The following is a 16,880-nucleotide window of genomic DNA, read 5'->3' on the forward strand; positions in this document are numbered from 1 at the left end:
TATGGAAACTGGTCTGGTCTACGCTGTCTTACTCGATCGCAAAGGCTCGGGCCGAGAGCTTTCCTGGGCAGAGGTGAAATCCTGGCAACCTGATCAGGGAATTCTCTGGCTGCATTTTGACTACGACAGCACCAACACCGTCGAGTGGCTGCAACAGGATAGTGGACTCACAGCTACGGCGATAGAGACCCTGTCTGCGAAGACAACGCGCCCCTGTGTAATGACTGTGGATCAGGGGCTGATGTTGGCTATGTACGGCATTGAGCGAAAATCCAAGCCGCGCGCAAAGGATATGATCGCCATTCGCATTTGGGCCGAGGAAAACCGTATTATCAGTACCGGCCGACGGAAGTTGCTGTCAGAGGATGACTTGCTTTCTCGCTTGCGCAGTGGCTTTGGTCCCCGTGGAACTGCGGCTCTTTTGATGTCCCTGGCAGATCTGTTGGTCTTGCGTATGTGTGATCGGGCCGAAGACTTCGAAGAAAAAATCGATGACCTGGAAAACCTGTTATTAGATAAGGGAGGTTCGGAGCTCTCTTCCCTACTGGTTCGGCTACGCAAGAGAACTATCGTATTGCGACGCTACTTATGCCTGCAGCGGGAGGTGCTCGGGCGTTTGCAGCAGGAATCCCTATCCTGGTTTGATGAGCACAGCCACGCCCTCTTGGGAGAGGTAAATGATCGGTTACAGCGCCATGTCGACGATATCGATGCGGTAAGGGAGCGCGCGGCAATCGCTCAGGAGGAATTGTTGAGTCGCACTTCGGATCAGTTGAATAGTCGTATGTATGTACTATCAGTGGTGGCGGCAGTTTTTTTACCGCTGAGCTTTCTCACTGGATTGTTTGGGATTAATGTCGGCGGTATTCCCTGGGGACAGTCGTCATTGGGCTTTATTGCTTTTTGCATCTTGCTGGTGGTGGCATTGGCTGGGCAGATCGCTTTGTTTTACTGGAAAAAGTGGTTGTAGTTATCTTTTGAAGTATCCTAGCTAAATAGGTTATTTCAGTTATCTGGGCTGCCAATCAGCCACGAAACCCTATAGACCTTACGATTCGATCAGCATTCGCCATAATGGTAAAGGTGATGGTTGAGCCTGCAATATTGGGAAAGTTGGCAGAATCCACAATATGGACATTTTTAAAGTGTGCCGGCCTTCCTAAGAGGTCTGAGCGGAATATCTCATGTTTTCCTCCCATCGGGAAACTGCCACCAAGGTGGAAGCTTTTGCCTGGTGGTAGTACGGTGAGAAAGAAGGGGGGGACCATACCAAGCCTTATCAGTGAACGCCTTATTAAAGACTGTGTTCTTTGGGCGATTTCTCGGGCTCTCGTATTTTCAATTCCTCTTATTTCTATTGAAGAGCTATCTGCTTGTTTGTCGGTTAAAGTTAGTTCCAATGAGTCAGAATCCTCAGAGGACATAAAACCCTGAATTACGTATAAGCGATCCAAGGCGACTTGCTTTGGGAAAAGGGGGGGGAGTAGAGATATTAATTGCTCTTCAATAATTTGGCTTCGACCGTAAAGTTGAAGGTGTATTTGTTCAGGGCTTATGTTTGGATTGTCAATCTCTAAAAAGATTTCTGCGAGGGTAAACTCAATCTCATAACGATACCCTTTGTAGAGAAAGAGGGGGAAGAAAAAATACTGGCTGTTTTTGATTTTGATTGGAGTATTTAATAGATTGAGGGATCTTGCCAGTATTGTAGTGGTGGCAAACTGGCCGGTTGCGAGAAAAACTTTCTGTGCGGTAATTTTTTTTATTTTGCTATTGGTTATATCAACTGCAATCACGTTTACGCCTTGACTTGTTTCATGAATCTCCAGGACAAGAAGACCTTTATGTATGGTGAGTTTGTCTTTTTGTAGTTTTTCAAACAAGTATTTAGGGTTGAAAATAGATTGGTATGGGCATCCGTCAAAGCAGTGGCCGCAATATCTACATCCATGCTCCCCCTTGCTTGCATCTACCGCTAAGCGGGCTCGACCAAATTCAATGCCATTCCTCTGGAGATTACTTTCAATAGCCTTCAATTTTTTCAATAAGAAATCTGTCGGCGCATTTCTTTTGATGGCAGTAAAGTTGTTAGGGAATAGTGGATACTTGTTATTGAGATTGTCTATCTCCGCACTTATAGGCATATAGCGGAGTACATTTTTGTAGGATGGCGTTAGTTCATTTAAGGAGATAGGCCAATTTGCTAGCTGACTTTCACTGTAGGGCATGATAGCTGCACCCCATACGTTCCCAAGCCCACCAAAGCCATGGGAAAATTCTGTATTACAGTTTTTTGTCGTAATGCTGAGAGGTTTTGGTACTCTGTATGGAAAGTCAGACCCAAATAGATATCTTCTTTCCAGGCCTTTTCGGGAGGCTACTGGAGCTGGAAACAGTTTATCTTTGTCCTCCTGAGTCCATGCATCAATGTTTTTTTTGGATAAGATATTAACTTGGTATTTGATATCGTCTTCAAGGTCATATGAAACATCAACGACTTCAACTTCTTGCCCAATATCTTGCAATGCCTTGACTGTAGCGATACTCGCAGGACCACTCCCGACAACTAGGTTCTTAATCCTGTCCACTGAAAGCCCTTCCCGCCAAGCATGCGGTTTATGCGTGGGTTAAAGTTCTCCTCAATAAGCAAAATTGTAGCTGGATTGGGTTTTCAGTCCGGTGTCGTTCACTTTGTCGGTAAATTGGTTAAGCCCCTACCGATCCCCTGCGGAAGAGGCTGTGTGCCGCTCGTTTAGTGTTTAACCCATGAGAAGTCTACAAATACTGGGTCGTGGTCGCTCAGCCCGGTGTACTCCGCGGAGCCAATGTAGTAATTGGTTACGTCCAGCGTGTAATTGGGGTTGTTATTAATAACGACGACATGATCGGTATCGTCCTGAAGTTCATCAGCACAGGCTTCCAAGCTGGTGTCGCTGCCAGATAACATATATTGGCAGGCATGCTTGCCGCCGGTTTTGGCAAAAAATGCTTTCCAAGTTTGGTAGTTTGTACCGCGCCAGCCATCGTCATTTTCATCAAACGCCATATTGAAGTCACCGGCTAATATGACTGTGGCATTACTAGAATGGGCGACGATCATATCGGCAATCTGGTCGAGTTGCTTGGCTTTGGCATTTAGGTCATCGTCTTGGTGTCCTGCATCCATATGGGTGTTGTACACATGGACATGGAAGTTTTTGGTCACTTCAACTTTTGCTACGGTAAAGCCTTTTTCGGTATCACAGTCATTACCTGCGCACTTATCAAAAGTTTCCTCCTCATAAGTGGCGAAGGTGTAGTCGTCGTCATCGCGATTATCTCGGTCAAACGGAAACTTGGAAAAGGTCAGCAGGCCATTGCCAAAGCTGGTACCAGTGCCTTTCCAGTGTTTGGAGCGATAGGGGACTGTGTCGTTATCGAGCTTGTCGTCGTCGTCCAGATAATTGGCTTTGGTTTTGCTCCAAGCCTCCTGCATCAACCAGAGGTCTTTGGGGTTATTATCAAAAGTGTTAATAATTTGTTTGAAGTCAGACTTGCTGTTGCCGCCTATACACTCCAAAAATCCATCCATGTTGTAGACGATCATGTCAAAGCTGCCTGAATTGGCATCGGCAAATTCAGTGTCACCGTATTCATAGCCGTCCAGGTCTTTTGAGCCGGTATCGTCGACATCATCAATAAATTCAAACCAGTTACAAGAAGTAATTGCATCCCAAACGTCTTCAAAATCTACTGCTGCGGCGGAATGGCTGAATAGAAGTGTGAGTGAAAAAAATATTCTTTTTATCATTATTGCTCTCCAACTTTGTTGTTACCGACGGTTTTGTAGTGGGGTCGAAAATTGGGGCGTTTCTCTGGCGGCCCCTTTGTTTTCGATGGGGGGGATGATGGATAGCGTAGATTACAAGTTGGAGTAAAGGAGGTTTTTTTTATTTTATTTTTCTGTAAGGGCGGCGCGATTTATTTTTTTCATAAGAAAATAATAAAAATCACGAAAGTTGTATATTTTTATGCAGGTAATAATTGATTCGTTAGGCGGGTTAAGCAGGATCGGGAAGTATTATTTAGAGTGGTCTGAAGGCCGTAGAAAAGTTACAAAATTCTTTAGGACCACTTAAATGGTTCCATCCGTGGAGCCAAGGCACTCAATGAGTGGCGGTAAAGGGATAGTTGATCGACGAGTGCTGGTTAACCAAAGATAGTGACCATTTGGCGGGAGAGGGCGGTTAAACGTCCATCGGCATCCCACAAGCGGGCCTGTATTACTGCGTAGCCATCCTCGGCCTGTTCCACTTCGGCCTCGTATTGCCACCAGTCAGAAGCGGTGCGCTCTGGGAGTGGCTCCATAAACTCCACTGTCCATGTTAATGAGCTGGCGGGAGCCGGCTCTTTCATCATCGGGAGTGTCGCCGGTGGCCAGGCATCGATCAGTGCGAGTAAGTGGCTGATACCAGTACGGCTCTCACTGCCATCCTTAAATCGTACCCAGCCACCTAAAACTCTCTCTTTCGCGCCGCTGAAAGGCAGGCCCCCACATGCGATACGGTAATCGAACTTCTGTGTAAATTCCGGCACTACACCTTCGATATAGGGCAGGGGCAGGCATTTATCCGGGGTGGGGTACTCCGGTGCTGAGGGACCTTTGGCGAGAACGGATGACTCCCTGCCGCGGCCAAAACTGGCGAGGCCCGCCAGCATAACGGCATCATCCTGATCGAGGTGCCCCTGTACCTGAGTGACAGAGCGGCCTGCGCGAAGGACATCCGCGCGGGTGTTAATCGCCCCTGGGGCAACCGGGCCTACGAATGAGGTGGTAAAAGAGCGCAAGCTGCTGTCAGAAGGCAGCTCTGAAGCCATCTGCTCATACAACATTGCGGCTACAAGGCCGCCAAATGTAGCCCGCCCCTGGGTCCAGCCTTCGGGCACAGAAGTGGCGCCATTGGTCGAGAGCCAATCCTGGATTAGTTGGTCGAAAGTCATAGTGTTACCGCTTGAGAGCGGCAGGTGGGACCTGCCGCAGAAAAATACCGGGTGAGAAGCACCCGGATGAGGGGAGTATTATTTAAATATGTGTTCCTCGCCGGGGAAAACGCCTTGCTTGACGTCCTCGGCGTATTTGCGCAGGGCCCCGGGAATATCCTCGGCCTCTACCAGGAAGTTTTTGGAAAACTTGGGGGGCTGTTGGGTGAGGCCCAGGATGTCATTGATTACCAGTACCTGGGCATCGCAGTCGCGGCCCGCGCCTATGCCGATGGTGGGCATGGATACGGCTTCGGTAATACGCTTTGCCAGGTCGGCGGGTACACATTCCAACACCAGCAGATCAGCTCCGGCTTCGTCGAGTTGTAGGGCGTCTTCGAGGATTTGCTTGGCGTGTTCTTCGTCGCGCCCCTGAACGCGATAGCCTCCCAGTTTGTGTACTGATTGAGGGGTGAGGCCCAGGTGGGCGCAAACGGGAATACCGCGATCAGTAAGAATCTTCACGGTGTCGGCGAGCCAGGCGCCTCCCTCGATCTTCACCATATGTGCACCGGCCTGCATGATCCGGGTTGCATTCTGGAGTGCCTGCTCTGGGGTGGCGTAGGTCATAAACGGCATATCCCCCATAATCAGGGACTTCTTATTGCCGCGCGCGACCGCCTCGACGTGGTAAATCATTTGCTCCATCGTCACTGGCACAGTGCTGTCGTAACCCAGCACGGTCATGCCCAGGGAATCTCCGACGAGCAGTGTCTCAACCCCGGACTTTTGTGCCATCGCAGCCATAGGGGCATCGTAGAGAGCAACGGTAATAAACTTCTCACCATTCGCTTTCATTTTTCGCAGGGTTTGAACGGTTACGAGCTTTTCTAATTCAGAGGGTGCATACATAACGATTAACTTCCTGGGTTGTAATAGTGCCGGCCACTGGTGATCGTGAACAGATATTCGACCAGCTGTTGGTAGTCCTCTGGGCTATCGACAATGTCGATCTCCTCGGTATTGACGATGAGTAGAGGCGCCTCATCGTAAAAATGGAAAAAGCGGGTGTAGGCGTTGTTGAGGGTGGCGAGGTACTCATTGCTTATCGCCTGCTCAGCCGGGATTCCCCGATTGCGGATTCGGGCTTGCAGCACATCGAGGGGGGCTTGCAAATAGATCACCAGGTCCGGCTTGGGTGCTTCCAGGGTGAGGTGTTTGTACACCTGTTGGTATAGGTGCAGCTCATCCTTATCCAGGGTGACTTCAGCAAACAGCTGGTCCTTTTCGATCAAAAAGTCCGACACCCGCACCGGCTCAAAGATATCGTCCTGCCGCAGTGCCTGGATTTGCTGTGATCGCTGGAGGAGAAAGTGCAGCTGGGTGGGCAGTGCGGCGTTTTGGGGGTCCCGGTAGAAACGCTCCAAAAAGGGGTTCTCCTCGGGTAATTCCAACAGCGTGTCGTAATTGAATGTGGAGGCCAGCTTCTTTGCCAGTGTGGTTTTTCCCACACCAATATTGCCTTCCACCGCGATAAATTTAGGCGGTGTTTTATTGGACAGGTTGAGTTCAGCTGTGCTGGTCTCGGGTTTTTCGATAACCACTTGAGCGACTCCTCTTTGTCTGGGGTCTCCCCTGATGAGTTGCAAACGCAAAAGTACTATTGAGAGGGCCGCCCGTCGAGTAGTTGGGGAGCCTCAGTCGATCAAACCTTTTCCAGGCGGTTTTCCGGGCAGCCCTGTAAGAGTGCTGGAAGGGCTCCCAATCCGGGCAGTTCCATCGCGGGAGCCAGTTCAGAAAGGGGTAGCAGTACGAAGTTACGCTCGGCCATGCGCGGGTGTGGGACCTGTAGGCGGGGCTCATCGATTTGAGATTCCCCAAACAACAGGATATCCAGGTCCAGGGTGCGGGCGCCCCAGCGGATGGAGCGCTCGCGCCCGTGGGACAGCTCGATAGATTGGAGCTGGTCCAGTAGTGCTAGCGGGGACAGTGCTGTTTTCAATGCTGCGACGGCATTGATGTAATCGGGTTGATCGCCGGGGCCGACCGGGGCGCTTCGGTAAAAGCTCGAACACTCCAATAATTCTGTACTGGGGATTCGTTCCATGGCCGATAGGGCGCTGCGCAGTTGTTTGCCGGGCTCTGCCAGGTTACTGCCCAGGCCGATGTATACCGTTTCCATTACTGTTTTGCTCTCGGCTTGCGACGGCGGCCGCGAGAGTTACGGTTGCGGCGCCCACCGCTGCCTGTGCGCTGTAGCTTGCGCACCATTTGCTGGCGCTGCTCATCGTCGGCCTGTTGGAAGTCGGTCCACCATTTGCCCAGGCCCGCTTCAATCTCGCCACTTTCTTCCCGCAGCAACAGGAAGTCGTAGGCGGCGCGGAAACGGGGGTGTTCCTGTAAGCGCTGGGCCCGACTGCCACCGCGCTGGGGCAGGCGCTGTTGCAGGTCCCAGATTTCCCGCATGGGGATTGAGAAGCGCTTGGGAATAGCGGTGTGGGCCAGCTGTGAACTGGTAACTTTTTGTGCCGCTTGGGCCAGCGCTGGCGCTGGTGGGGTGCCCTTGGCAATCAGCTTTTGTTGCTCGGTGCTCACCGCAGGCCAGAGTAGGGCGGCGTAGAGGAACGCTGGGGTAACACGCATATCGGCGCGGATACGTTGGTCCGTGTTGCGCAGGGCTTGTTGGGATAGTTTCAGGGCCGCGTTGTTGGCCTCAATTTGTGCGGCGTTATCCGGGAACAGGTGTTGCCAGAGCTGGTACTGGCGCAGCAGCTCAAAGGTGCGCTCTCCGTGGCCACTCATCAGCAGCTTGAGAATCTCATCGAACAGGCGAGCCGGGGCAATATTGCGTAACAGTGGCGCCAGCTCGTGCAGGGGAGCCTCGGTCTTGCCTTCAATAGTGAAATCCAACTTGGCGGCGAAGCGCACCGCGCGCAGCATGCGCACCGGGTCTTCCTTGTAGCGGACCTCTGGGGAGCCGATCATTCGAATCAGGCGCTTTTCAATATCTTCGACACCGCCGGTGTAGTCGTGGATTTCGAACCCTTTGGTGGTGTAGTAAAGCGCGTTGACCGTGAAATCCCGACGCATGGCATCACTTTCCAGGTCGCCATAGACATTGTCACGCAGCAGCATACCGTGTTCGGACTGCTTGGCCTCGTGGGTCTCGCCATCGCTGTGGTGACCGCGGAAGGTAGTCACTTCGATAACTTCACGGCCTATACGGGCGTGCAGGATGCGAAAGCGGCGACCGACAATGCGGGCTCCGCGAAAAAGCACCTTGGCCTGCTCTGGAGTGGCGTCGGTGGCCACATCGAAATCCTTGGGGTGACCGCCGAGCATCAGGTCGCGTACACCTCCACCTACGATATACGCCTGGTATCCGGCATCCTGAAGGCGCTTCATAACTGTTAAGGCCGCGCGGCTGATTTCTCGGCGCGAGATGCTGTGGTCGTTGCGGGCGATAACCCTGGGGCCTTTACTGGCCGGCTTGCGCCAGCGTTTGATACTACTAATCAGGTTGTTGAGCATACGGCTGTCTATGTTGACTGCTGCCATTTAGGGATGGCCGGGAAAGCCCCGCTGTGCTTGGCCACGCATTGGTTGGCGGCCTGTATAAGTGGTGGTCCCTCTGGGGAGATTCACGATGGCACTGCTGGAGCCTCTATACCTGGGCTACCCCAGGAGCGAGTCCGGAAAGGAGCCTCAGTGGCTGTTTATCCTCAGAGATCGGGACTCGCGGGCGCGATTCTAACACACGCAAAGGAATGCGCCCGCAATATGCGGGTGCCTGTAAGTTCGGGGGAAAAGAAATATGGGAATTATTATTACCAGTATGAAGGCAGCGGCTTCCTTGCGCTCTCAATTTGCTTTCAAGCAAACACCCTCTCCCAGGTACAGTTCAGTCAGTTTGCAACGCGCTTGTTGTTATTCTTATTCTTCTTGAGTTTTATTGTTATTGTTTATTGTTGTTCTTGCGGTTTTGGCCACTCATTGCTTTTATTGTCGGCCGCCCCATTATTTTTATTATGTTTCGCCCCACTTATTGTTAGTTGTTATAGGGCTTTTAACAGTCATTTATTTTTATTGTTGGCTGTTTTCAATTTTTGTACTAAGAGTAAAGCAGTTAGTATGCCAACTTTTAAAAATCCTTATAAATCAATAAGTTACGATCTTTACGAAATTTGACGGAACTTTTCTGAGAGCCATTGCGTTACGGAAGGTGCGAGAGTTGTTACTTCTGGGTGGGTGTGGGTAACACTCTGGTTGGTAACCCCTGTGGGGGTGGGGTAACAAAGTGGTTGAAGGAGTTTGACAGGTGAGGACGGATTGGGAGCAGGGGGCGAAGCCCCCTGGGGATAGCGTTAGTTTTAAGCTTCTGCGGCGGCGCTGCGGCGGCTCTTCTTGCGGGGAATGCCCAGCTTTTGGCGTCGTTCCCAAAGGCATTTGCGGCTGACGCCGAGCTTCTTGGCCAGGTCTGTCTCACTCATGGTGTCCTGGTGTTCAATAACGAAGCGGGCGAAGTAGTCTTCCAGGGACAGGTCTTCACGGGGGTCGGTGTGCAGGCTGCGGGGGCGCGGGATGCCGTCGGCCTCTTCGATCGGTACCAAGTCCAGATCGATATCCAGGGTTTTGTGGTCGATCTCGCGGCTGTTCTTATCCGTAAGGATTACAGCGCGCTGGATGGCGTTCTCCAATTCGCGCACGTTACCGGGCCAGGTGTAGGTGGTAACAGCCTGGATGGCTTCCGGTGACAAGCGCAATAAAGGGCGCTCGATCTTGGTGCAGAACTTTTCCAACAGGTGCTCTGCCAGTGCTAGGACGTCTCTGCCTCGCTCGCGCAAGGGGGCAAGCGTCATTTGCACCACATTGATGCGGTAGTAAAGGTCTTCTCGGAATTTACGCTCCGCTGACAGCTGGCGCAGGTTGCGGTGGGTGGCTGTTACCAGGCGCACATCCACTTTGCGGGATTCGATCGAGCCGATTGGCCGCACTTCGCCCTCTTGCAATACACGCAGCAGGCGGGCCTGTGCCTCCAGGGGCAGCTCACCGATCTCGTCGAGGAACAGGGTTCCTCCATCGGCTGCCGCTACCAGTCCCTCGCGGGAACTCTGGGCACCTGTAAATGCGCCTTTCTCGTAGCCGAACAGCTCAGATTCAATCAGTGTGTCGGGAATCGCGGCACAGTTGACGGAGATCAGCGGTTTGTTGGCCCGGCGGCTCTCCTCGTGAATAGCCCGGGCAACCAGTTCCTTACCGGTACCGGTTTCACCGTGCACCAGGACGGTGGCGTCTGTGGGGGCAACTTTATGGATGCGACCGTAGAGCTCCCTCATCACTGGGCTGCTGCCAATCATACCGGCAATAGTGCCGGTATTCTCTTTCTCGTTGACGGGCTGGGCGCGATTCTGCTCCGCTTTGCCTATGACCCGGCGGACGGTTGCGAGCATTTCGTCGTGATCAAAGGGCTTGGCGATATAGTCGGCGGCCCCCATACGCATGGAGTCCACCGCAGAGCGGAGGCTGGCGTAACTGGTCATGATCAGTACCGGAATATCACCGGCGTGCTTGAGCAGGTCGGTGCCCGGTGCGCCGGGCAGGCGCAGATCGGAGATAACCAGGTCAACTTCATTGAGGCGGTACTTGGTGAGCGCCTCCTTTACCGAACCCGCTTCACTGATTTTGTAGCGGTGCCGCTCTAAAAGCTTGCGCAGCGCCGTTCGGATAATGGCTTCATCTTCGACGATGAGGATGTGGCTCATATGTTACGCCTGGTTACAAAATGCTCAGTAAGCGCCTAGTTTTACCCGGGCGCCGTTTCGATGCAACTCAAAAACGGTTAATCGGGTTATTTTTGCACAAATAATGATCGATTTGGGTGTCCAACCATCTCAGTCTCCCAGGGGGAGTTGCACAATAAAGCGGGCGCCAGTCCCGGTTTCCGGGTTGGCGGGACTGACCAATTCCAGCTGGCCGCCGTGCTCCTCGACAATGCTGTAAACCATTGCCAGCCCCAGCCCCGTACCTTCGCCAGGCTCTTTCGTTGTGAAGAAGGGCTCCAGAATCCGTTCACGATGCTGAGCTGAAATTCCCGGTCCGCTGTCGGTGACAGAGACACAGGCGCTGCCGCTCTTGCGATAGCCCTCAATTACAATCTGGCCGCCATCGGGGCTGGCATCGCGGGCATTACTGAGCAGGTTGATAAACACCTGGATCAAGCGCTGGTTGTCTCCCGGGGCGATCAAGTCTTCAGGTACCCGATTCTCAAACTGGACCTCGGTCTTATCCCGTTGCAGGGACAGCAGGTTGACCGCCTCCTGTACGCAGGCATAGAGATCTACCGGGGCCCGCTCGCTGTCTTCCTGGTTGCCGCTGTGAGAGAAGTTGACCAGGGAGTGGACGATACGGCTGATGCGCTGGGTCTGGCTCAGGATCTGGTCGGCGGTTTCCAGGACCTCTGGGTTGTCACAGTCGTACTGGAGGTTTTGCGCCAGGCAGGCGATCCCCGTGACCGGATTACCCACTTCGTGGGCTACGCCGGCGGCCAGGCGGCCCACAGAGGCCAGGCGCTCGCTGTGGATAAGTTCCTGTTCCAAGACCTGCGTTTCGGTAATGTCCTCCAGCAACAACATTTGTGCATCGCCGCGCTCGTCGCGGGAGCGGTCGCTGCGGCTGCGTTTTTGCCGCGCCTTGTGCAGGTTGAGCCAGTGGCTATTGCCGTCGAGGCTCACCTGTTGCTTAAAGCGGCTGGCATCGGTGGATAGGGCGAATTCCCCCAGCAGGCTGCGCCAGGGCTCCGCCAAGTATTCCAGTTTCGAGCCGATTACCTCGCTGGCACTGATACCGGTGAGGTCCTGCATGGCGTAATTCCACAGCAGGACTTCTCCGTCGCGCCCCAGGGAGCAAGCGGCCATCGGCAGCTCTTCCAGCATTTGGCGGTGATACAGACGCAGGTTATTGAGTTCTGCGGCCAAGCCGGTGAGCTGGTGCTTATAACGGCCCAATCGGGTCTCGATCAGGTGAATGTCTTTGTTTGCCGGCTGATCGCTGTTCTGGAACGGGAAGTGTCGATCAATAATTTGCACCGCCAGAACACGCCCCAGCAGGCCGGAGAGATTGGACTCCAACTTGTTGCGCAGTTGACGCAGGGCGTAGGGGCGGCGCTCGTTGTCCGGCAGATTGAGGGCGGCGAGAGCGCGTTTAACTTCTTTATTCGCAGTAGCGGCTCCGAGGCTTTCAGCCAAGCGCAGGCGAAAATCTGCGGCGGATTCCACATCCAGTCCCAGGCGCAGAGCCTGGGCGATGGTGTCGTCGCTACACAGGTCAGCGGCGTACTGCTCCAGGCTGCTGGTGCGGGTGAACAGAGATAGGCTGACAAATAGCAGGACATTGACCCCCAGTGACAGGGTGGTGATCTGTGTCCAGATAGACATCCCGAGGGGAATTTGGAGGGAGGTGCCGGGCAGGGTGATGCCGGTAATCCCAAAAATTGACGGAATTAACAGGCCGCCCCCCCAAAGCAACATGCCCGCCAGCAGGCCACCGACAAATCCGCGTCGATTGCCTCGTGGCCAGTGGATTACAGCAAAAATCCCCGGCAGGAACTGAAGTGATCCAATAAATGCCAGCAGGGCCAGATCCGACAGGGAGAGTCGGTTGTTAAGTAACAGGTAAAAGGCAAAGCCGGCAATAAATAGAGCGGCGATCAGCGCGCGGCGCAGCCACACCAGCTGCCGGTACATATTGTCCTCAGAATGCCAGCGGGTGCCGGGCAGCAGCCAGTGGTTCATCACCATGGTGGCGAGGGCCAGGGTGATCATGATCAGCGCGCCAGTGGCTGCTGACAGGCCGCCGATAAAGGCCAGGGTGGTGAGCAGTGCCGAGCCACTGGCGCGGGGTACCGCCAGCGAGAAGTACTGCACCGGGCCGGTCACATCCAGGGCAAAGCCCGCCCACATGATGGGGAAGATGGGCAGGGCCATCAGCAGAAGGAACAGGGGGAAGCCCCAGCTGGCGGTGCGCATTGCCTGTCCGGTAGGGCGCTCGGCAATACTCAGGTAAAAAATATGTGGCATAGCCACGGCAGTGGCGATAAACACCAGTAGCAGGGTATGGGATGAGCCCTGCTTGATGGGGGTGTAGAGCAGCTGGTGCATATCGGGGTTCTCCAGCAGCCACTCATCCAGGCCGGAAAACCCACCGAAGACGCCGTAAATGGCATAGCCGCCCACAGCGGTGAGAGCCACCAGTTTTACCAGGGACTCCAGGGCCATGGCACTGGCCAGGCCCTCGCCACGCTCGCGGGTAGCGCCGTACATACTGGTGAATACCGCCAGCAGCACGCAGTAGAAAAATGCGATTAAATTTTTGCTCGATACACCGCTGTCCGGCAGTGCCAGGGCAGCCACACTATCCCGCGACAGCAGAGCCAGGGTCTCGGATACCGCCTGTATTTGCAGGGCGATCAGGGGGAGCAGCGCCAACAGCATAAACAGGGTGGCGAGAGTCCCCGCCTGGCGGCTGTGATAGCGGAACACCAGAAGATCTGCCGGGGAGTACAGCTGGTAGCGCTGTGCCAGGCGCGCCAGTGGTTCCAGGGCTACTGGCGCAAACAGGAACATGGCGCCGGTGCCCAGATAGTAGGCGAGCACCCCGTAACCATATTGCCAGGCCAGGTCGACGATACCGTAGAAGGTCCAGGCCGATAACGATACGCCCAAGGAGAGCACATAAACCAGCGGATGGCGTACCCAGCGGGAAGGCAGCCAGCCCTTGGAGGTGGCGAAGGCGACAAAAAACAGGGTGGCGATATAGGCCACTCCCACCAGGGCAATGTGGGCAATATCAAAGCTCATTCGATTTGCGCCTCCACTGGATAAAAATCGCCAGTAGGATCAGCACGAACCAGAGGATAAAAGGCCGGTACCAGGCGCCGACGGGATTGATCATCCAGGTGAAGATGGTGGGGGAGAATACATAACCCACCAACACCAGCAGAATTAATAGTGTGCGGTTACTCATAGATTGCCTTGAAAACCCGCTAGAGAAATTTGTTGCCCGCGCACTGTACCGGTGAGAAGTCATCCCTGTGTAATCGTCAACGCGGGTTATCAGCCGGACCCCTAAGGGCGGCTGGCGCGGAAATGGTAAGTGCAGCTTGGAATCAGTGCAATTGGCGGTTGCGCATATCTATCTGGTGGCGGCGCCAGCGTGCGGTAGCCCACTTGAGAATATGCTCGGGGGATTCTGTTAGGGCAGTGTTTGGCAGTTTGAAGCCGAGGAACTGTAAAGCCTTACACAGGTTACCGGAAGCCATGTTGTCGTCGATAGCCGGTGCGTGATTTTGTTTGCTGAGTTTTTGCCTGTCGTCAGGGCCCATCACCAGCGGCAGATGGCCGAACTGGGGGGGAGTAGCGCCGAGGATTTTAAACAGGCGCTGTTGTGCACCGGTGGTATCCAATAGATCTGAGCCGCGCACCACCTGGTTGATTTGTTGGTCGATATCGTCGACAACGACTGCCAGTTGGTAGGCATAGAGGCCGTCGCGGCGCTTGAGAATGGTGTCTTCGCGGATCAGCTGCCGCTGCTCTCCGTGCCAAATATCCACAAAGCCTTCCTCGCCGCCTGCGCATTGCAATCGCAGCGCTGAGGGTTCGCTCACATCGTATTTAAGGCGACAGAAGTCGTTCGCATGTCCACCATTTTTCTTAATCTGGCTGCGTGAGCAGTCGCAGGGGTAAATCAGTTGCCGTTGGCGCAGTGTGGACAGGGTTTCTTCGTAGAGTGCGTAGCGCTTGCTCTGCCATTCGACGGGGCCGTGCCAGTGCAGTCCGTGGGCTTCCAGGGATTTCAGAATGCGGGTTGCCGCGCCGGGCTCTTCCCGGGGAGGGTCGAGGTCTTCCATGCGCAGGAGCCAGTGTCCGCCATGGGCGAGGGCGTCGAGGTAGCTGCCGACGGCGCACACCAGTGAGCCGAAGTGGAGCGGTCCACTCGGGGAGGGTGCGAAGCGACCAATATAGGGGGTTGTGCTGTTCAAAATGAATAGGGGCGATACATTGATCGCCCCCTCCGAGCAGGGCGATCGCAAGCGAACGCCGTGCCGCTATCGGTTGTGGATCAGCCGGAGATCTGCCGTTCCTTGATTTCCGCGAGGGTTTTGCAGTCCACGCACAGAGTGGCGGTTGGACGGGCCTCCAGGCGGCGAATGCCGATATCAACACCACAGGCTTCGCAGAAACCGTAGTCATCCTGGTCGATAAGCTCCAGGGTGGCATCGATCTTCTTGATCAGCTTGCGCTCGCGATCGCGGGTGCGTAATTCCAGGCTAAATTCTTCTTCCTGGCTGGCGCGGTCTGCGGGATCGGGGAAGTTTGCGGCCTCGTCTTTCATGTGGGAAACGGTGCGGTCCACTTCCGCCATCAGCTCGGCCTTCCAGGCCAACAGCAAGTTGCGGAAATGCTCCTGCTGCTTCTCATTCATGTACTCTTCGCCCTGCGTCTCCTTGTAGGGCTCAAAGCCGTGCAGAGATTCGGTGCTCGCAGCAGTTTTGGGCATAGTCGTTGCCTCTCTTTCTATACGGGCCCCCCTTTATGGGGGCGATACCACCAAATTCAATCTAGCCTAGACCGGAATCTTTCTAAGTGATGCTTTTTTCACCTATCAAATTCGCTGCGGTGTCAGGCTAATCCTGTTCTCGGTACCGATACCCCTGGCGACCGAGAGCGAGGAAGCTATCAAATCTGCGCGATTCGCGCCACAAATAGTTGTCTGCTATTTTGTGGCGCCTGAAATTACAGCCAAGTGGTCCAGCCCGTGAAATTTACCCCTCAGTTGCAAAAGGCAACACTTTTGCGCCGATACAAGCGCTTTCTCGCCGATGTGGAATCTGCCAGTGGCGACGTGTTTACCATCCACTGCCCAAATACGGGGTCTATGAAGAATTGTTGGGTGGAGGGGGGAGACTGCTGGTACTCCGATTCTGGCAACCCCAAGCGCAAGTATCGCCACACTCTGGAAATCTGTACGACCCCGGATGGAGCCCTGGCGGGGGTTAATACAGGCCGCGCCAATGCTCTGGTTGAAGAGGCCATTCTGTCCGGGGTAGTCAGCGAGTTGCAGGGCTATGAATCCCTACGCAGGGAAGTGCGCTATGGCGAGGAAAATAGCCGTATCGATCTGTTGTTGTCCGGTGCCGATGGGGACTGCTACGTAGAAGTGAAAAATGTGACCCTGGCAGATGGGGCGCAGGGTTACTTTCCCGATGCGGTAAGTGCCCGGGGCGCCAAGCACCTGCGCGAGCTGCAAAAACTGGCTGAGAGCGGTGTGCGGGCGGTACTTTTTTACTGCGTCCAACACAGCGGTATCGAGACTGTGCAGGCGGCGCGGGAAATTGATCCCGCTTATGCTAAGGCCCTGGATTCCGCTGTCGATGCTGGTGTGCAAGTGCTTGCATACCGCGCGAAGCTCGGTGCTGAAGGCGTCGAGCTGGTGGAGGCCCTGCCTTTTCTCCCGTAAGGGAAAGGCAGGGGGCTGTCAGTCGGCCAGTAATGCGTAGAGACCGTCCTGTGCATATTCCACCGGTACTGGGGTCAGGGCATCACCAGTACAGGGCCCGGCGATACACTCCCCAGATTCAATCAGGAATAGCGCGCCGTGGGAGGCGCACTGAATAAGTGCGCCATCGGGATCGAGGAACTGGTCTTCCTGCCAGTCCAGGTTGATACCCCGGTGAGGGCAGGTGTTTTTGTAGGCGTAGACCTCGCCATCTTTCATCACAGCAAACACATTGTCAGTGCCGGCGGCAGTGTCTCCGAGGGAGAACCCTTTGGATTGACCTTCGCTTATTTCGTCATAGCGACACAGGAAGTACTTCTGCATAGATTATCGGCTCCCGGCCTAATTCTTGTTCAGGGCGCAAGCGC

16 protein-coding genes are annotated in these 16,880 nt (G+C 54.4%); 3 read left to right on the forward strand and 13 right to left on the reverse strand.

Annotation, left to right across the window (positions count from 1 at the left end):
• The first annotated feature begins 1 nt into the window (after nt 1).
• Nucleotides 2-970 carry a zinc transporter ZntB gene (locus tag ACJJIL_RS03250; RefSeq protein WP_444911445.1) on the forward strand — a complete coding sequence of 323 codons (969 nt, stop codon included), beginning with the start codon at nt 2-4 and terminating at the stop codon, nt 968-970.
• A 55-nt stretch (nt 971-1,025) separates the two neighbouring features.
• On the opposite strand, the gene ACJJIL_RS03255 is transcribed toward ACJJIL_RS03250, so the two are convergent.
• From ACJJIL_RS03255 to pcnB, 7 genes are all read right to left on the reverse strand, one after another.
• Nucleotides 1,026-2,588 (reverse strand): hypothetical protein, encoded by a 1,563-nt coding sequence (locus ACJJIL_RS03255; RefSeq protein ID WP_444911444.1) that lies wholly within the window; start codon nt 2,586-2,588, stop codon nt 1,026-1,028.
• 164 nt (nt 2,589-2,752) lie between these two features.
• A complete protein-coding gene (locus tag ACJJIL_RS03260; protein ID WP_444907381.1) occupies nt 2,753-3,790 on the reverse strand; it encodes an endonuclease/exonuclease/phosphatase family protein in 1,038 nt (345 codons plus the stop codon).
• 398 nt (nt 3,791-4,188) lie between these two features.
• Nucleotides 4,189-4,980 (reverse strand): acyl-CoA thioesterase, encoded by a 792-nt coding sequence (locus tag ACJJIL_RS03265; protein ID WP_445361195.1) that lies wholly within the window; start codon nt 4,978-4,980, stop codon nt 4,189-4,191.
• Between the two features lie 78 nt (nt 4,981-5,058).
• Nucleotides 5,059-5,871, reverse strand: a complete 813-nt coding sequence (gene panB, locus ACJJIL_RS03270; protein ID WP_413663177.1) for a 3-methyl-2-oxobutanoate hydroxymethyltransferase — start codon at nt 5,869-5,871, stop codon at nt 5,059-5,061.
• A 5-nt stretch (nt 5,872-5,876) separates the two neighbouring features.
• Nucleotides 5,877-6,563 carry a deoxynucleoside kinase gene (locus ACJJIL_RS03275; protein WP_444915629.1) on the reverse strand — a complete coding sequence of 229 codons (687 nt, stop codon included), beginning with the start codon at nt 6,561-6,563 and terminating at the stop codon, nt 5,877-5,879.
• 101 nt (nt 6,564-6,664) lie between these two features.
• Nucleotides 6,665-7,141, reverse strand: a complete 477-nt coding sequence (gene folK, locus ACJJIL_RS03280; RefSeq protein WP_445361196.1) for a 2-amino-4-hydroxy-6-hydroxymethyldihydropteridine diphosphokinase — start codon at nt 7,139-7,141, stop codon at nt 6,665-6,667.
• Nucleotides 7,141-8,517, reverse strand: coding sequence for a polynucleotide adenylyltransferase PcnB (gene pcnB, locus ACJJIL_RS03285; RefSeq protein WP_445361197.1), 1,377 nt, complete (start codon nt 8,515-8,517; stop codon nt 7,141-7,143). The genes folK and pcnB overlap by 1 nt, the downstream gene beginning before the upstream one ends.
• A 6-nt stretch (nt 8,518-8,523) precedes the next feature.
• Here pcnB and ACJJIL_RS03290 point away from each other — a divergent pair, with 6 nt between their 5' ends.
• Nucleotides 8,524-9,147 carry a hypothetical protein gene (locus ACJJIL_RS03290; RefSeq protein ID WP_445361198.1) on the forward strand — a complete coding sequence of 208 codons (624 nt, stop codon included), beginning with the start codon at nt 8,524-8,526 and terminating at the stop codon, nt 9,145-9,147.
• Nucleotides 9,148-9,329: 182 nt separating this feature from the next.
• On the opposite strand, the gene ACJJIL_RS03295 is transcribed toward ACJJIL_RS03290, so the two are convergent.
• The 5 genes from ACJJIL_RS03295 to dksA all read right to left on the reverse strand — a co-directional run bounded on the left by ACJJIL_RS03295 (nt 9,330) and on the right by dksA (nt 15,513).
• A complete protein-coding gene (locus ACJJIL_RS03295) occupies nt 9,330-10,721 on the reverse strand; it encodes a sigma-54-dependent transcriptional regulator (RefSeq protein ID WP_444907386.1) in 1,392 nt (463 codons plus the stop codon).
• Between the two features lie 129 nt (nt 10,722-10,850).
• Nucleotides 10,851-13,814: an ATP-binding protein gene (locus tag ACJJIL_RS03300; RefSeq protein ID WP_445361199.1), complete on the reverse strand. Its 2,964-nt coding sequence runs from the start codon at nt 13,812-13,814 to the stop codon at nt 10,851-10,853.
• Entirely contained in the window at nt 13,804-13,980 is a 177-nt protein-coding gene (locus ACJJIL_RS03305; RefSeq protein WP_169337099.1) for a hypothetical protein, read from the reverse strand. The genes ACJJIL_RS03300 and ACJJIL_RS03305 overlap by 11 nt, the downstream gene beginning before the upstream one ends.
• A 142-nt stretch (nt 13,981-14,122) precedes the next feature.
• On the reverse strand, nt 14,123-15,046 hold the full coding sequence (gluQRS, locus tag ACJJIL_RS03310) for a tRNA glutamyl-Q(34) synthetase GluQRS (protein ID WP_413663172.1): 924 nt from the start codon (nt 15,044-15,046) through the stop codon (nt 14,123-14,125).
• Between the two features lie 29 nt (nt 15,047-15,075).
• Entirely contained in the window at nt 15,076-15,513 is a 438-nt protein-coding gene (dksA, locus tag ACJJIL_RS03315) for an RNA polymerase-binding protein DksA (RefSeq protein WP_108734345.1), read from the reverse strand.
• A gap of 258 nt (nt 15,514-15,771) precedes the next feature.
• Between dksA and sfsA the strand changes: the two genes are divergently transcribed.
• Nucleotides 15,772-16,473, forward strand: coding sequence for a DNA/RNA nuclease SfsA (gene sfsA, locus ACJJIL_RS03320; protein ID WP_445361200.1), 702 nt, complete (start codon nt 15,772-15,774; stop codon nt 16,471-16,473).
• An 18-nt stretch (nt 16,474-16,491) separates the two neighbouring features.
• On the opposite strand, the gene ACJJIL_RS03325 is transcribed toward sfsA, so the two are convergent.
• Nucleotides 16,492-16,836 carry a Rieske (2Fe-2S) protein gene (locus ACJJIL_RS03325; protein ID WP_444915635.1) on the reverse strand — a complete coding sequence of 115 codons (345 nt, stop codon included), beginning with the start codon at nt 16,834-16,836 and terminating at the stop codon, nt 16,492-16,494.
• Between the last annotated feature and the right edge of the window lie 44 nt (nt 16,837-16,880).

The sequence above is a fragment of the Microbulbifer maximicatervae (SeqCode) genome, assembly GCF_052468095.1.

What these genes read in the sequence shown, in the direction of transcription:
- folK (WP_445361196.1), bottom strand. Translation starts at nt 7,141, where the DNA reads ATGGAAACGGTATACATCGGCCTGGGCAGTAACCTGGCAGAGCCCGGC.
- panB (WP_413663177.1), bottom strand. Translation starts at nt 5,871, where the DNA reads ATGTATGCACCCTCTGAATTAGAAAAGCTCGTAACCGTTCAAACCCTG.
- ACJJIL_RS03305 (WP_169337099.1), bottom strand. Translation starts at nt 13,980, where the DNA reads ATGAGTAACCGCACACTATTAATTCTGCTGGTGTTGGTGGGTTATGTA.
- ACJJIL_RS03325 (WP_444915635.1), bottom strand. Translation starts at nt 16,836, where the DNA reads ATGCAGAAGTACTTCCTGTGTCGCTATGACGAAATAAGCGAAGGTCAA.
- ACJJIL_RS03250 (WP_444911445.1), top strand. Translation starts at nt 2, where the DNA reads ATGGAAACTGGTCTGGTCTACGCTGTCTTACTCGATCGCAAAGGCTCG.
- dksA (WP_108734345.1), bottom strand. Translation starts at nt 15,513, where the DNA reads ATGCCCAAAACTGCTGCGAGCACCGAATCTCTGCACGGCTTTGAGCCC.
- pcnB (WP_445361197.1), bottom strand. Translation starts at nt 8,517, where the DNA reads ATGGCAGCAGTCAACATAGACAGCCGTATGCTCAACAACCTGATTAGT.
- ACJJIL_RS03300 (WP_445361199.1), bottom strand. Translation starts at nt 13,814, where the DNA reads ATGAGCTTTGATATTGCCCACATTGCCCTGGTGGGAGTGGCCTATATC.
- ACJJIL_RS03295 (WP_444907386.1), bottom strand. Translation starts at nt 10,721, where the DNA reads ATGAGCCACATCCTCATCGTCGAAGATGAAGCCATTATCCGAACGGCG.
- ACJJIL_RS03290 (WP_445361198.1), top strand. Translation starts at nt 8,524, where the DNA reads ATGGCCGGGAAAGCCCCGCTGTGCTTGGCCACGCATTGGTTGGCGGCC.
- ACJJIL_RS03265 (WP_445361195.1), bottom strand. Translation starts at nt 4,980, where the DNA reads ATGACTTTCGACCAACTAATCCAGGATTGGCTCTCGACCAATGGCGCC.
- ACJJIL_RS03260 (WP_444907381.1), bottom strand. Translation starts at nt 3,790, where the DNA reads ATGATAAAAAGAATATTTTTTTCACTCACACTTCTATTCAGCCATTCC.